The following is a 13,312-nucleotide window of genomic DNA, read 5'->3' as shown; positions in this document are numbered from 1 at the left end:
ATGAGTGATCGATTGGAACAATTGCCCAACAAGGGCCCCCGCCCCGAAAGCGAGCTTGAAGACCTCAAGCGCATCTGGGCGACGCCCAAAGGCTGGCGACTGCCCACGGCGGTCAACAACACCGTGATCGGCACGCTCTATATCGGGGTGGCGTTCCTGTTTTTCATACTGGCGGGCATCCTGGCGTTGGTGATGCGCACCCAGCTGGCGGTGGGCGACAACACGCTGGTCAACCAGGACCTCTACAATCAGCTCTTTACCGTCCACGGCACGACGATGATGTTCCTGTTCGCCGTCCCGGCCGTGGAAGCGCTCGGTGTTTTGTTGTTGCCGCAAATGCTGGCCGCGCGAGACCTGCCGTTCCCCCGTCTGTCGGCCTTTGCCATCTGGGCCTATGTCATTGGCGGTCTGGTGTTCTTTTCGACCATCCTTTACGACCTCGCCCCCAGAGGCGGATGGTTCATGTATCCGCCAAACACCCTGCCCGAATTTTCGCCCGGCAACGCCGAAGATTTCTGGCTCCTGGGCATCGGGTTCATCGAGATTTCGGCCATTGCCGGGGCAATAGAAATCATCGTCGGCGTGCTGCGCACCCGACCGCCCGGCATGACGCTGGCCAAGATGCCGATCTTTTGCTGGGCCATGCTGATCTTTGCGGCGATGATCGTCTTTGCCTTCCCGGCGGTCATCCTCGCCACCATGCTGCTCGAGATCGAACGCGCCTTCGGCTGGCCGTTCTTTTCGGCCGAACTCGGTGGCGATTCCCTGCTTTGGCAGCACCTGTTCTGGTTCTTCGGTCACCCGGAGGTTTACATCATCTTCCTGCCCGCTGCCGGACTGGTGTCCATGATGATTCCCACGATGGCCCAGACGCCGCTGGTCGGTTACCGGCTCATCGTCGTGGCCCTGATCGCCACCGGTTTCTTTTCGTTCGGTCTGTGGGTGCACCACATGTTCACGACCGGAATTCCGGGGCTGAGCCTTGCCTTCTTTTCAGCGGCCAGCATGGCGGTCGCCATCCCATCGGGCATTCAGGTCTTCTCCTGGATCGCCACCATGGCGGCAGGCCGCAAGCGGTTCCGCCTCAACGTGCCCTCATTGTTCATCCTGGGCTTTCTGTTCATCTTCACACTGGGCGGGCTGACCGGGGTCATGGTTGCCGTCGTGCCCTTCGATTTCCAGGCCCATGACAGCTATTTCGTCGTCGCCCATTTCCATTATGTGCTTGTCGGCGGCATGGTCTTCCCCCTGTTTGCGACCTTCTATTACTGGGCGCCGATCGTGAGCAGGAACATGCTGTCGGAACGGCTTGGCACATGGGCGTTCTGGCTGATGTTCATCGGCTTTAACGTCACCTTCTTTCCCATGCACATAACCGGCCTTGCCGGCATGCCACGGCGCGTTTGGACCTATCCCTCCAATCTGGGCTGGGATGTGCTCAACATGATCTCGACGGTCGGAGCCTTCACGATCGCGGCGGGCGTTCTGGTGTTCGTCATCGACCTCATCCGCAATTTCCGTATTGGCAATGGCGGGCCGGAAAACCCCTGGGGCGCCGGGACGCTCGAATTCCTGCCCAATGATGTCTATGCCATGCGCTCGATTCCGCACGTGACCAGCCGCGAGCCGGTCTGGGACAATCCCGACCTGCCCAGGGAGGTCGATGAAGGCCTCCATTACCTCCCCAACGCTCCGACCGGGGGCCGCGAAACCCTTGTCACCTCGGCTGTCGATGCCAGGCCGCAATACGTCTTGCAGATGCCCGGACCGGGCTGGTCGCAACTGGCGGCGGCGGCCATGACGGCGGCCTTCTTCCTGCTTCTGACCATCAAGCAGGTCGAGATCGCGCTGGCCTGCGGTGTGCTTGCCATCGCCGCCTGCCTTGTCTGGACCTGGCAACTCGACAGGCCCGGCATCGGCAAGGTCGATATCGGTGGCGGCATCAGGGCGCCGACCTATGTCACCGGTCCGCTGTCTCACAGTTGGTGGGCCATGGTCGTCCTGATGCTGGTCTCGGCCTCGCTCTATGTGTCCTACATCTTTTCCTATCTCTATCTCTGGACGGTCTCACCCGACGTCTGGGCGCCGGTCGGCTCACCCGCGCCGCCATCCCTTCTCTTGCCCTTGGGCAGCGCTTTGTTGTTTGTCGGCGGGGCCGCGGTTCTGGCCTGGGCCGGCCGGGCGATCCCCCGCGAGGGCCGGCGCAGCGTTCCGGTTGTCGCCGCGATGGTCCTGGCCGCCTTGGCCATGGCCGGCGCGGTGGGGCTCGAGATTTGGGGGCACATGCTGACCGGGCTGGATCCGACCGCATCGTCTTATGGCGCCATGGTCTATATGGCGCCGATCCTGACCGGCCAGGCCGGCGCGGCGGCCATCATCATGTGCCTGTTCGCCGCGGCGCGGCACATCACCGGCCAGCTCGACAGCGTCCGTCGCGTAACATTCGATAACGCCGCGCTTCTCTACTATTACACCGTGGGGCAGGGGCTCGTCGGGCTGTTGCTGATCCACGGTTTCCCGCGCCTGATTGGATAGGGCCATGAGTGACGTATCCTCATCCCGGCGTATGGTCGCCACGCTGTTATTTCTGATATTCGGCCCGATCTGCTGGGCGCTCCAGCTGACCGCCATGTATGGCGGTCAATCGGCTCTGTGCGCCTTAGGCAGTGTCGATCAGGGCATCGTCAGCGCCTGGGTTCTGGCCGTCAGCGTGCTGGCCGGCCTCGCCTGCTGTGCTGGCATTGTCTGGACAGCGCCGACCTATGCGCTTTTTACCGGCACGCGTGCCGAAAGCGAACAGTGGAATTTTCTGGCTTTCGTGATGCGGGCCCTCTCGGCACTATCGCTTTTGGCGATCGCCTATGCTGGGATCGGCACCCTCATGCTGCCCGCGTGCGGGGCGCTCAGATAGGGGCGAAAGGGTGGTCCACCGCCTGCCGCCAGGCCTTGGCGTAGAGCGCCATCTGGCCCGCATTGGCGGCCGGGGGCAGGGCGGTGTAATCGAGATTTGGCCGCGCCTGCGGCCCTAGCGTCAGAAGGGCGGCGCCAATGCTGGTGCCGGTCGCGTTGCCGGCATTGGCGATGACCGGGCGACCGGTCGCCGCTCCCAGCATGTCGAGATAGGACCGGTTGCGCCCAAAAGGCCCCTCGACGATCACCGGACCTCTGGCGCCGGCCAGCGCGAGGCATTCCGCCGTCATCAGGGCGAGATAGAACGAGACGACACAATGGCGTGTCGCCGCATCGAGGTCATCGGACGGCAGGCTCCAGCGTGCAATGCTTTGCGGAAACGGCCCCGACCCGGTCTGCACGGACGGCAGCAGCACGATCCGATCGCGCAGGACCCGCTCGGTCACCGCATCTTCGGGCTCGCAGATTTCCCCGCCCGTCAGCAGCGAAAACTCCCGCCCGCCCATGAATCGCGCCGATGGCACCGTCCGTCCCAGCGCATCGATATTGGCAAGGCAATCGCGCGTTTCATCGAGCCCGTCGAGCGCCCCGCCGGGCGCGCATACCACAACCCAGGTGCCCGTGGAGACGACGGCGAAAGGCGGTTGGGTCGTCAGCACATGAGGCAGCAGCGAAGCGTTGGAATCGTGAATGCCGCAATGGATCGGCACCTCGTCGCCCAGCCCCAGCTCTTTTGCCAAAACCGGCCTGACAGTGCCCAGCACGTCAAATGCCGACCGAAGGGGCGGGAACTTGTCGCGGATGCCCATGGCATCGACCAGCGAGGAAAAATCGCCGCGCTCAAAATCCCACAATCCCGTGTGGCAGCCCAGCGAGGTCAGTTCCGATGCGGCCGCGCCCGTCAGGCGATGAGCCCAATATTGCGGATAGGTCAAAATGGCGGACGTGCGCGCAACGGCCTGTGGCCAATGGCGCTGCAAATGGAAAAGCTGGGCCCCCAGATTGAGCCCCGCCGGCAGCCTGGGGGTAAGCGTTTCGGCAAATGGTGGCGCGATAACGTCATAATCTCCGCGGTCGCCGTCCGGCCCGTCATGCTCATAATCGAGAACCGGCAGCGTCAGCTCCCCCGCCTCGTCGACAAGCGCCGCCGTCGCGCCATGGGTGGTGATCGTCAGCGCGCTCAATCGGTATCGGGCATTGAACTCGGCTATCGCCGATTTCAGAAAATCCCATATGCCCTCGATATCGAAGTGCGGATAGGGCGGGCTCTCAATGACGGTATTGGGACGTGTACGGACAGCGATTTCGCGCAGCGTTTCGGTATCGACCACGGCAAACTTGGCGTTGGTCTTGCCGATATCGATGACGCCGACATGGCTCATGGACGCGCGAGCCTGTTGCGGATCCGACCGATGACGATTGGCATCGCGATGACGATGATCAGCATGGCGCCGGTGAAAATCGACATCACGATCCCCGGAACGTTCAGCAGCCCTAGCCCGAAGGTCACCAGCCCCATCACGAACCCGGCAATCACCACGCCCAATATGCTTCCCGCTCCACCCAGGATCGAGATGCCGCCAAGCACCGCGATGGTCACAACCTCAAGCTCCCAGGCAAAGGCGATCGAGGGACGCGTCGATCCCAGCCGCGAGGTCAAAAGGATCGCGGCGAGCCCGGCCATGGCGCCCGTGAGCATGAAAAGGATGAACTTGACCCGCTGCACGCGGATTCCCGAGAACCGGGCGGCGAGATTGTTGTTGCCGATGGCATAGACCGAGCGCCCGAAACTGGTGCGGTGCAGCAGCACGTAGAAGATGACGGCCATGATCAGGAACAGGACGATCTCGAACGAGATGACCCAATAGACATAGCCCTGTCCGAAAAACGAAAAACCGGCGGGATAGCCGGTATAGGCCTGATCGCCCAAAACGATATAGGCGATGCCGCGGAACAGGCTCATCGTGCCAATGGTGACCACGATCGAGGGCAGCTTGAGCCCGGCCACCAATATGCCATTGAACATGCCGCACAAAACGCCCACGCCAAGCCCGATCACCACGAGTTCGGGCACACCGGCCCCGACCTGAGCGGCGGCGCCCATCGCCGTCGAGGCAAGGGCCAGAATGCCGGCAACCGAAAGGTCGATCTCGCCCGAAATGATCACCATCGCCATGGCGAGGGCGATGATGCCGCGTTCGGTGAAGTTGAACGTGGCGTCCGAAAGGCTCCAGGGCGAAAGAAAATAGGGCGTCGCAAAGCTGTTGAAGACAAAGATGGCCACGGCAACGAGCAGCAACAGAAATTCCCAGCTTTTGAGCGCACTCAGAAGCGGGCTGTCGAGCCGGTCGGGGATGGAACGGGGGGAGGGGGCGGAGGTGCTCATGAATGGGCCTCGGCTTTGCGCAGGATGATCCGGCCCTTCTTGCGTTCGGCGCGGGCGTTGAAGATGACGGCAATGATGATGACGGCGCCCGAAATGGCCATCTGGGCGAACGGTGAAACCCCGATCACCGGAAGGGCGTTCTTGACCACGCCCAAAAACAGCGCCCCGAGCACCGCACCACCCACGGTGCCGATGCCACCGGCAATCGAAATGCCCCCGATCACACAGGCCGCAACCACCTCGAGCTCGAACCCTCCGGCGATATCGGTATAGGCGACCGCATAGCGCGCCACCCAAAGATACCCGGCCAGGCCGGCAACCATGCCCGATATGACGAACGCAAAAAACCGGCTGCGGCCCACATCGATGCCGGCATAGACCGACGCGGTGGGATTGACCCCCACGGCATAAAGCGCGCGGCCCAGCGGCGTGCGGGTCATGAGCACGAAAAACACGGCAATCACGGCAATGGCGAACCAGGAAAATACCGGCATGCCTATGAGCGTTGCGCGCGGAAAGGCCTTGAAGGCTTCAGACATCTGGTGCGCGTTGACCCATTGGCCCGAGGAAAGAAGGAAGATCGAACCCCGAAAGATGGTCATGGTGCCCAGTGTCACGACGATCGAGGGCATGTCGAGTTTCCACACCAAAATGCCGTTGAACGCGCCCAGCGCTGCGCCTGCCATGATGCCGATGGCAATCAGCGCTGGCACCGGCAGGTCGGGAAAAATCATGTTGAGCATGGCCACGATCATCCCGCACAGCGCCAGATTGGCGGCAATCGAAAGATCGATGCAGCGGGTAAGGATCACCACCATCTGCCCCAGCGCCAGGATGATCAGGATGGAGGTGTCGTCAAACACCCGCACCAGATTAACCGGGGCGATAAAGCCGGGAAACCGCACGGTGATCAGGGCGATCAGCACCGCGATGGCGCCCAAGAGAATGAATTCGCGATGTTTGAGTACATAGGCCAAATTCAGTGATCCTCAATTCCGGCTGCGGTCCGCACCAGTGTTTCCGCATCGAGCGCGTCGCGCGCGAATTCCCCGGCAATAAGGCCCTCGCGCATGACGATCACCCTGTCCGACATGCCCATGATCTCGGGCAGCTCCGAAGACACCATGATCACCGACAACCCCTCTGCGGCCAACGCGCTCATGAAGGCATGCACTGCCGCTTTCGAGCCGATGTCGATGCCCTTGGTGGGTTCGTCGAGAATGATGACCTTGGGCTGGGTGGCCAGCCATTTGGCGATCACCACCTTTTGCTGGTTGCCGCCCGAAAGCGTGCCGACGTCCTGGCTGAGCGATGCCGCGCGCAGATCGAGCTTTTCGGCATATTGCCGGGCGAGCGCGAACTCGGCTGCGAGGTCGAGAAACCCCTGGCGGGACGTTTTCTTGAGCGAAGGAAGGGAAATGTTCTGGAAAATCGGCAGCCCGATCACCGCGCCCTGCCGCCCGCGCTCTTCGGGAACATAGACGATGCCCTTTTCGATGGCATCCGCTTCCGACTTTGCAAGTGCCGGTGCGCCATTGAGCGTCACCCGCCCCGATGAAGGGGCAGTCGCGCCGAAAAGAGCCTGCATCAGTTCCGAGCGCCCGGCGCCCACCAGCCCGTAAAAGCCGAGGATTTCCCCTTTCCTGAGCTCAAAGCTGATGGAGTCGAACTCGGTGGGATGGCAGAGATTGTCGACCGCGAGAACGGTTTCTCCGATAGCCACGTCTTGCTTGGGAAAAGCCTGATCGACCGAGCGGCCCACCATCATCCTGACCAGTTCGCGCTGGTCGGTGTCTTCCATCTTGCCCGCGCCGATCATCTGCCCGTCGCGGAACACCGTGTAGCGGTCGGCAATGCGGAAGATTTCGTGAAATTTGTGTGAGATGAACAAGATCGCCTTGCCGTCCTGCCTGAGCAGGTCGATCAGAACGAACAATTCCTCGATTTCCTTGTGCGACAGCGCCGCGGTCGGCTCGTCCATGATGACGATCTGCGCTTCGATCGACATGGCCCGCGCCACGGCGACCAGATGCTTGCTGGCAATCGAGAGATCCTTGAGCCGGGCCGATGGCTCGATGGGCGCTCCCATCGATTTCAGGATATCGGCGGCTTCTGCCCGCAATGTTTTCCAGTCGACAAAGCCCAAACGGGTGCGCGGAGCATGGCCCAGGAAAATGTTCTCTGCGACCGAGAGCTCGTCAAATAAAACCGTTTCCTGATGAATGGCCGTAATGCCATGATCGAGCGCGCTATGCGCCGAACCGAAATTGATCTCTTGGCCGCCCAATTCGATCGTGCCCGCATCGGGCTGATAAATGCCGGTCATGATCTTGACCAGCGTCGATTTTCCCGCCCCGTTCTCTCCGATAAGCGCCGTGACCTGTCCGGGATAAAGCTCGAGCGAAATGCCATCCAGCGCCTTGACGCCGGGGAACGATTTGGAAATGCCCGAAAGGCGTAACACAGGGGCATCCGCATCTGTGTGCGGCGCGGTGGCAGATAGTGCGGCGGCCATCGTCGCGGACCTTTGTAATCGGATCGGAAAAGACAGGGGGACCCGGCAGCATCGGCCGCCGGGTCCCTCCAGCATGGACTAGAAGATGTCCTTGTACTCATCGATATTGGAGGCGTCGTAGGTGAACGGCTCGGACATGGCGGCTTCGCCATTGTCGCCGATTGTCACCTCGCCCACCCGGCCGATGCCGATGGTCGCGCCGGGCTCGGCGGTCGCCGCGTCCGTTGCCAGGGCATGGGCGATATGGGTGATCGAATAGCCCAGATCGATGGGATTCCAGATCGCAAAGGATTTCGAAGCGCCGGACTCGATATGGCCCGCCATTTCCGAGGGCAGGGCCAGGCCGGTCACATTGATCTCGCCGATCTTGCCCGCATCGGTCACCGCCTGGGCGGCTGCAACGATGCCCACCGTGGTCGGCGCAATAATGGCGTCGAGTTCGGGATAGGACTGCATCAGGCCCTGGGCCTCGCGGTAGGATTTGTCCGAAAGGTCGTCGCCATAAACGATGTCGACCAGTTCGATCCCCTCATAGTTCGGAAGAACCGCCTGGGCCTCCTCGATCCAGATGTTCTGGTTGGTGGCCGTTGCGGTGGCCGAAAGAATGGCAACCTGTCCGCCGTCGGGAAGGTGGTCGGCGGCCAGACGGATGATCGTGTCACCGATCAGCGCATTCGAGGACGGGTTGAGATGCATTTCACGCCCGGCTTCCGCAACACCGGAATCCCAGGAAACCACCGTGATGCCGCGTTCCATTGCGCGCTGCAGCGCGGGAACCACGGCGTCGGGGTCGTTGGCCGAGATGGCGATGGCATCGACCTGCTGTGCGATCAGCGTGTTGATGACTTCGATCTGGGCCTCGGCCGTCGGCTCGGTCGGCCCGGTATAGATGATCTCGACATCGCCGATTTCCTCTGCCGCTTCTTCTGCGCCGCGTGCTGCGGCCTCGAAAAAGCCGTTGCCCAGCGATTTGACCAGCACCGCAATGCGGGTCTGGGCCTGGGCGGGCGCCGTCACTGTCATCATGGATGCAGCAATGACCGTGGATGTCAGTAGGGTTTTGATCAAGCTCATGAAGTCCTCCCTGGAGCTTTGGTTGTTTATCGACACCGGCCCCTATGCGACCGACGAAGCTTCCTCCGTGTTCGACCGCTCACCGGCATCGGCAATGATGAGTGTGATGCCGTGATCCTCGAGCATTTGACGATCTTCGTCGCGAATGCCGCGGTCCGTGATGATTGTTGAGATGCGTTCGAGCGGACACAGGATAAGGCTCGAGCGCTGGCGGAATTTCGTGGAGTCGGCGAGAACGACAAGTTCGTCGGCCTGTCCCAGGAGTTTCATTTCCGCCTGGATGAGCAAGGGGTCGGCCTCGGTCAGCCCGTGCCGCCCCAGTCCCTGGGCGCCCATGAACATGCGGCGCGCATAAAAATGCCGCGTCACATCGCTTTCAAAGGGCGAAAGGATGATGTTCTGCTCGCGATATATCGTGCCGCCGGGCACCACCACGCTGTTTTTCGAATGGGTCAGCAGGTGGCTGGCAATCGGGAACGAATTGGTAAAGACCTGCAGCCGCCGCGCGATCAGGTGGAACACCATCTGATAGGTGGTCGTCCCGCCATTGATGATGATCGAGTCCCCGTCCGAGCACAGATCGACCGCCGCTTTGGCGATGGCTCGCTTGAGCGGAACGTTGATCGATTCATTGACGCTGAACGGCCGCCCGACCAGTCCCGATTGGGTCGGCGGGTTGATCGCCTCGGCGCCCCCGCGCACCCGCCGCAGCTTGCCCTGCACATGCAGCGCGGCAATGTCCCGACGGATCGTGGCTTCCGAGGTTTCGGTAAGATCGACAAGATCGGAAACGGTCGCGACCGGTCGCGCCTGAACGGCGGACAGAATGACCTTGTGGCGTTCGCGTTCGTGCATGAACCATCTCCTCCCGTCCATCATGCCATCACCAAATACGATCACTGTCAATCAATAAGTGTCATTATCGAGCATGATTGGGTGTGTGTGATTGTTAGTGATTGACTTTGATCGTTTTGCGTGTGGTTATTGCACAAAAATACGCCTGCACACTTGGGAGGATTCCATGAGCACGTCATCAGCGCCCGCGCGCATCGCAAACCTGTGGGACGATGCCAAAGCGGCAGGCATGACCGAGGCCGAGCGGCTCGTTTACCGCTCCAATCTTCTGGGTTCGGACAAGCGCGTCACCAATTACGGCGGCGGCAACACATCCTCGAAAATCCTCGAAACCGACCCTCTGACCGGCGAAAAGGTCGAGGTGCTCTGGGTCAAGGGCTCTGGCGGTGACGTGAGCACCATCAAGCTCGACGGCTTTTCCACGCTCTATATGGACAAGCTCCGCGCCCTCAAATCGCTCTATCGCGGCGTTGAATTCGAGGACGAGATGGTGGGCTATCTTCCCCACACCACCTTCAATCTCAATCCCCGCGCCGCATCCATCGATACCCCGCTGCACGCCTATGTGCCCAAACCCTTCGTCGATCACATGCATCCAGATGCAATCATCGCCATCGCGGCCGCAAAGGATTCCAGAGCCTTAACGCACGAGATTTTCGGCGATTCCATCGGCTGGCTGCCCTGGAAGCGGCCCGGTTACGAACTCGGTCTCTGGCTCGAAAAATTCTGCCTTGAAAACCCAGACGCCAAGGGGGTCATCCTCGAATCCCACGGCCTGTTCACCTGGGGCGATACGCCCAGGCAGTGCTACGAAACCACAATCGCCACCATCAACACCGCCATGGACTGGCTCGAGACCAAAACCGCCCGATCGCCTGCGTTCGGCGGCGAGAAGGTCAAATCGCTCCCCGCTGACCAACGCCGCGCCATCGCCGCGCGCCTCATGCCAACCATCCGCGGCATGATTTCCGCCGACAGCCACAAGGTCGGCCATTTCGACGACAGCGACGCCGTGCTCCAATTCGTCAATTCGAGCGATCTCGAGCCTCTCGCCGCCCTGGGCACGTCATGCCCCGACCACTTCCTGCGCACCAAGATCCGGCCGCTGGTGATCGCCTTTGATCCCGCCAATCCCGACATTGACGCCGTGATCGATAATCTGGCGAGCCAGATCCAGGACTACCGCGCCGGCTACGCCGCCTATTACGAGCGCTGCAAGCACGACAACTCCCCCGCCATGCGCGATCCCAATGCGGTGGTCTATCTGATGCCGGGCGTCGGCATGTTCACCTTCGCCAAGGATAAGGCGACGGCGCGGATTTCCGCCGAGTTTTACGTCAACGCCATCAACGTCATGCGCGGCGCATCCTCGGTTTCGACCTATCAGGGCCTGTCCGAGCAGGAAGCCTTCGATATCGAATACTGGCTGCTTGAAGAAGCCAAGCTCCAGCGCATGCCGAAACCCAAATCGCTCGCCGGACAGGTTGCGCTGGTCACCGGCGGCGCCGGCGGGATCGGCAAGGCAACGGCGGTTCGCCTGCTGCGTGAAGGCGCCTGCGTCGTGCTCGCCGATATCGACACCGGCGGACTCAAGGCGGCAAGGGACGAACTGATCGCCGCGTTTTCCCCCGATGTCGTGCGCACCGTCGAAATGAATGTGACCGGCGAAGCTGCTGTGATCGACGGGTTTGCCGCCGGCGTCGTCGAATTCGGCGGCATCGACATTCTGGTGTCCAATGCCGGGCTGGCCTCCTCGGCGCCGATCGAGCAAACCACCCTCGAGCTCTGGAACAGGAACATGGATATCCTCTCGACCGGCTATTTCCTGGTCAGCCGCGAGGCGTTCAGGCTGTTCCGCGCCCAGAATATCGGCGGCAATGTCGTCTTCATCGCCTCAAAGAACGGTCTGGCCGCATCGCCCAACGCGTCGGCCTATTGCACGGCCAAGGCCGCCGAAATCCACCTCGCGCGCTGTCTGGCGCTCGAGGGCGCGGGCGAACAGATCCGCGTCAATGTGGTAAACCCCGATGCCGTCCTGCGCGGCTCGAAAATCTGGACCGGCGAGTGGAAAGAACAGCGCGCCGCCGCCTACAAGATGGATACCGACGAGCTCGAAGAGCATTATCGGCAGCGCTCTATGCTCAAGCGCTCGGTGTTTCCCGAGGACATCGCCGAAGCCGTCTATTTCCTGGCATCGGACATGTCGGCAAAATCGACGGGCAACATCATCAATGTCGACGCGGGCAACGCGCAAAGCTTTACGCGCTGAGGGAAGGGGCCGTCATGAGCAAAATCTCAACGGATATGGTCGGAGAAGCCAATTCCGGGCGCGACAAGGCCCTCCAGGCCGACTACGCGGCTTTGGGCGAACACCTTGATCGTCGCGGCATCGACATCGAAAAGATCACCGAAAAGGTTGCCGCCTATGGCGTTGCCGTCCCCTCCTGGGGCGTCGGCACCGGCGGCACGCGCTTTGCCCGCTTTCCCGGCCCCGGCGAGCCGCGCGATATCTTCGACAAGCTTCAAGATTGCGGCGTCATCCATCAGCTGACCGGCGCAACCCCCACTGTGTCCCTGCATATCCCGTGGGACAAGGAAGACCCGAAGGCCCTTAAAGCCAAGGGCGACGAGGTGGGGCTTGGGTTCGACGCCATGAACTCGAACACCTTTTCCGACGCGCCGGGCCAGGCCCATTCCTACAAGTTCGGCTCGCTCAGCCACACCGATGCGGCGACCCGCCAGCAGGCCATCGATCACAACATCGAATGCATCGAAATCGGCAAGGCCCTTGGTTCGAAGGCGCTGACCGTCTGGGTTGGCGATGGTTCGAATTTCCCCGGCCAGGCCAGTTTCACCGCCCAGTTCGAGCGCTATCTGGCCTCCATGAAGGATGTCGTTAAAGCCCTGCCGTCCGACTGGCGCATCTTCACCGAACACAAGATGTACGAGCCGGCCTTCTATTCGACGGTGGTTCAGGATTGGGGCACCAATTACATGATCGCCCGGGAACTGGGCGAGCAGGCCTTCTGCCTTGTCGATCTCGGCCACCACGCCCCCAATGTGAACATTGAAATGATCGTGGCTCGCCTCATCCAGTTCGGAAAGCTGGGCGGCTTCCATTTCAACGATTCCAAATATGGCGACGATGACCTCGATACCGGCTCGATCGATCCCTACCGCCTGTTTCTGGTTTTCAACGAACTGGTCGATGCCGAACAGCGCGGCGTTAAGGGTTTTGATCCCGCCCATATGCTCGACCAGAGCCACAACGTCACCGATCCCATCGAAAGCCTGATGCAAAGCGCCATGGAGGTCCAGCGCGCCTATGCCCAGGCCCTGCTCGTTGACCGCAAAGCCCTGGCGCACCATCAGCAGACCAACGACGCGCTGATGGCCAGCCAGACGCTCAAAAGCGCGTTCCGCACCGATGTCGAACCCATCCTTGCCATGGCCCGAAGGAACAAGGGCGCGGCCATCGACCCGATAGGCGTCTATCGGCGCTCGGGCTACCGCAACGCTGTTGCCGCCATCAGGCCCGCAAGTGCCGGCGGCAGCGGCGGCATCGTCTAAAG

The 13,312-nt window shown here is 61.5% G+C and carries 10 protein-coding genes; 4 read left to right on the top strand and 6 right to left on the bottom strand.

The annotated features are described in order from the left end of the window. Together ctaD and OF122_RS16645 are read left to right on the top strand one after the other, a co-directional pair. Positions 1-2,535, top strand: a complete 2,535-nt coding sequence (gene ctaD / locus OF122_RS16650; protein ID WP_264225302.1) for a cytochrome c oxidase subunit I — start codon at positions 1-3, stop codon at positions 2,533-2,535. Between the two features lie 4 nt (positions 2,536-2,539). Next, positions 2,540-2,911 carry a hypothetical protein gene (locus OF122_RS16645; protein ID WP_264225301.1) on the top strand — a complete coding sequence of 124 codons (372 nt, stop codon included), beginning with the start codon at positions 2,540-2,542 and terminating at the stop codon, positions 2,909-2,911. Here the strand turns inward: OF122_RS16645 and OF122_RS16640 are convergent. From OF122_RS16640 to OF122_RS16615, 6 genes are all read right to left on the bottom strand, one after another. Then, on the bottom strand, positions 2,904-4,292 hold the full coding sequence (locus OF122_RS16640) for an FGGY-family carbohydrate kinase (RefSeq protein ID WP_264225300.1): 1,389 nt from the start codon (positions 4,290-4,292) through the stop codon (positions 2,904-2,906). The genes OF122_RS16645 and OF122_RS16640 overlap by 8 nt on opposite strands. Beyond that, positions 4,289-5,296, bottom strand: a complete 1,008-nt coding sequence (locus tag OF122_RS16635) for an ABC transporter permease (RefSeq protein ID WP_264225299.1) — start codon at positions 5,294-5,296, stop codon at positions 4,289-4,291. The genes OF122_RS16640 and OF122_RS16635 overlap by 4 nt, the downstream gene beginning before the upstream one ends. Further along, on the bottom strand, positions 5,293-6,273 hold the full coding sequence (locus OF122_RS16630) for an ABC transporter permease (RefSeq protein ID WP_264225298.1): 981 nt from the start codon (positions 6,271-6,273) through the stop codon (positions 5,293-5,295). Before OF122_RS16630 ends, OF122_RS16635 begins: the two co-directional genes overlap by 4 nt. A gap of 2 nt (positions 6,274-6,275) precedes the next feature. Beyond that, positions 6,276-7,811, bottom strand: coding sequence for a sugar ABC transporter ATP-binding protein (locus tag OF122_RS16625; protein WP_264225297.1), 1,536 nt, complete (start codon positions 7,809-7,811; stop codon positions 6,276-6,278). A 78-nt stretch (positions 7,812-7,889) separates the two neighbouring features. Continuing rightward, a complete protein-coding gene (gene rhaS / locus OF122_RS16620) occupies positions 7,890-8,885 on the bottom strand; it encodes a rhamnose ABC transporter substrate-binding protein (protein ID WP_264225296.1) in 996 nt (331 codons plus the stop codon). Positions 8,886-8,927: 42 nt separating this feature from the next. Continuing rightward, the gene (locus OF122_RS16615; RefSeq protein WP_264225295.1) at positions 8,928-9,740 is read right to left on the bottom strand and encodes a DeoR/GlpR family DNA-binding transcription regulator; all 813 of its coding nucleotides are present in this window, start codon (positions 9,738-9,740) and stop codon (positions 8,928-8,930) included. A 166-nt stretch (positions 9,741-9,906) separates the two neighbouring features. On the opposite strand from OF122_RS16615, the gene OF122_RS16610 reads away from it, so the two are divergent. Together OF122_RS16610 and rhaI are read left to right on the top strand one after the other, a co-directional pair. Further along, complete coding sequence (locus OF122_RS16610; RefSeq protein WP_264225294.1) at positions 9,907-12,009, top strand: bifunctional rhamnulose-1-phosphate aldolase/short-chain dehydrogenase; 2,103 nt, start codon at positions 9,907-9,909, stop codon at positions 12,007-12,009. Positions 12,010-12,023: 14 nt separating this feature from the next. Next, positions 12,024-13,310 (top strand): L-rhamnose catabolism isomerase, encoded by a 1,287-nt coding sequence (rhaI, locus tag OF122_RS16605; RefSeq protein WP_264225293.1) that lies wholly within the window; start codon positions 12,024-12,026, stop codon positions 13,308-13,310. Positions 13,311-13,312: the final 2 nt, after the last annotated feature.

The sequence above is a fragment of the Pelagibacterium flavum genome (genome assembly GCF_025854335.1).
Lineage (GTDB): Bacteria > Pseudomonadota > Alphaproteobacteria > Rhizobiales > Devosiaceae > Pelagibacterium > Pelagibacterium flavum.
This window is presented reverse-complemented; position numbering and strand designations above follow the sequence as displayed.

What these genes read in the sequence shown, in the direction of transcription:
- ctaD (WP_264225302.1), top strand. Translation starts at nt 1, where the DNA reads ATGAGTGATCGATTGGAACAATTGCCCAACAAGGGCCCCCGCCCCGAA.
- OF122_RS16645 (WP_264225301.1), top strand. Translation starts at nt 2,540, where the DNA reads ATGAGTGACGTATCCTCATCCCGGCGTATGGTCGCCACGCTGTTATTT.
- OF122_RS16640 (WP_264225300.1), bottom strand. Translation starts at nt 4,292, where the DNA reads ATGAGCCATGTCGGCGTCATCGATATCGGCAAGACCAACGCCAAGTTT.
- OF122_RS16635 (WP_264225299.1), bottom strand. Translation starts at nt 5,296, where the DNA reads ATGAGCACCTCCGCCCCCTCCCCCCGTTCCATCCCCGACCGGCTCGAC.
- OF122_RS16625 (WP_264225297.1), bottom strand. Translation starts at nt 7,811, where the DNA reads ATGGCCGCCGCACTATCTGCCACCGCGCCGCACACAGATGCGGATGCC.
- rhaS (WP_264225296.1), bottom strand. Translation starts at nt 8,885, where the DNA reads ATGAGCTTGATCAAAACCCTACTGACATCCACGGTCATTGCTGCATCC.
- OF122_RS16615 (WP_264225295.1), bottom strand. Translation starts at nt 9,740, where the DNA reads ATGCACGAACGCGAACGCCACAAGGTCATTCTGTCCGCCGTTCAGGCG.
- OF122_RS16610 (WP_264225294.1), top strand. Translation starts at nt 9,907, where the DNA reads ATGAGCACGTCATCAGCGCCCGCGCGCATCGCAAACCTGTGGGACGAT.
- rhaI (WP_264225293.1), top strand. Translation starts at nt 12,024, where the DNA reads ATGAGCAAAATCTCAACGGATATGGTCGGAGAAGCCAATTCCGGGCGC.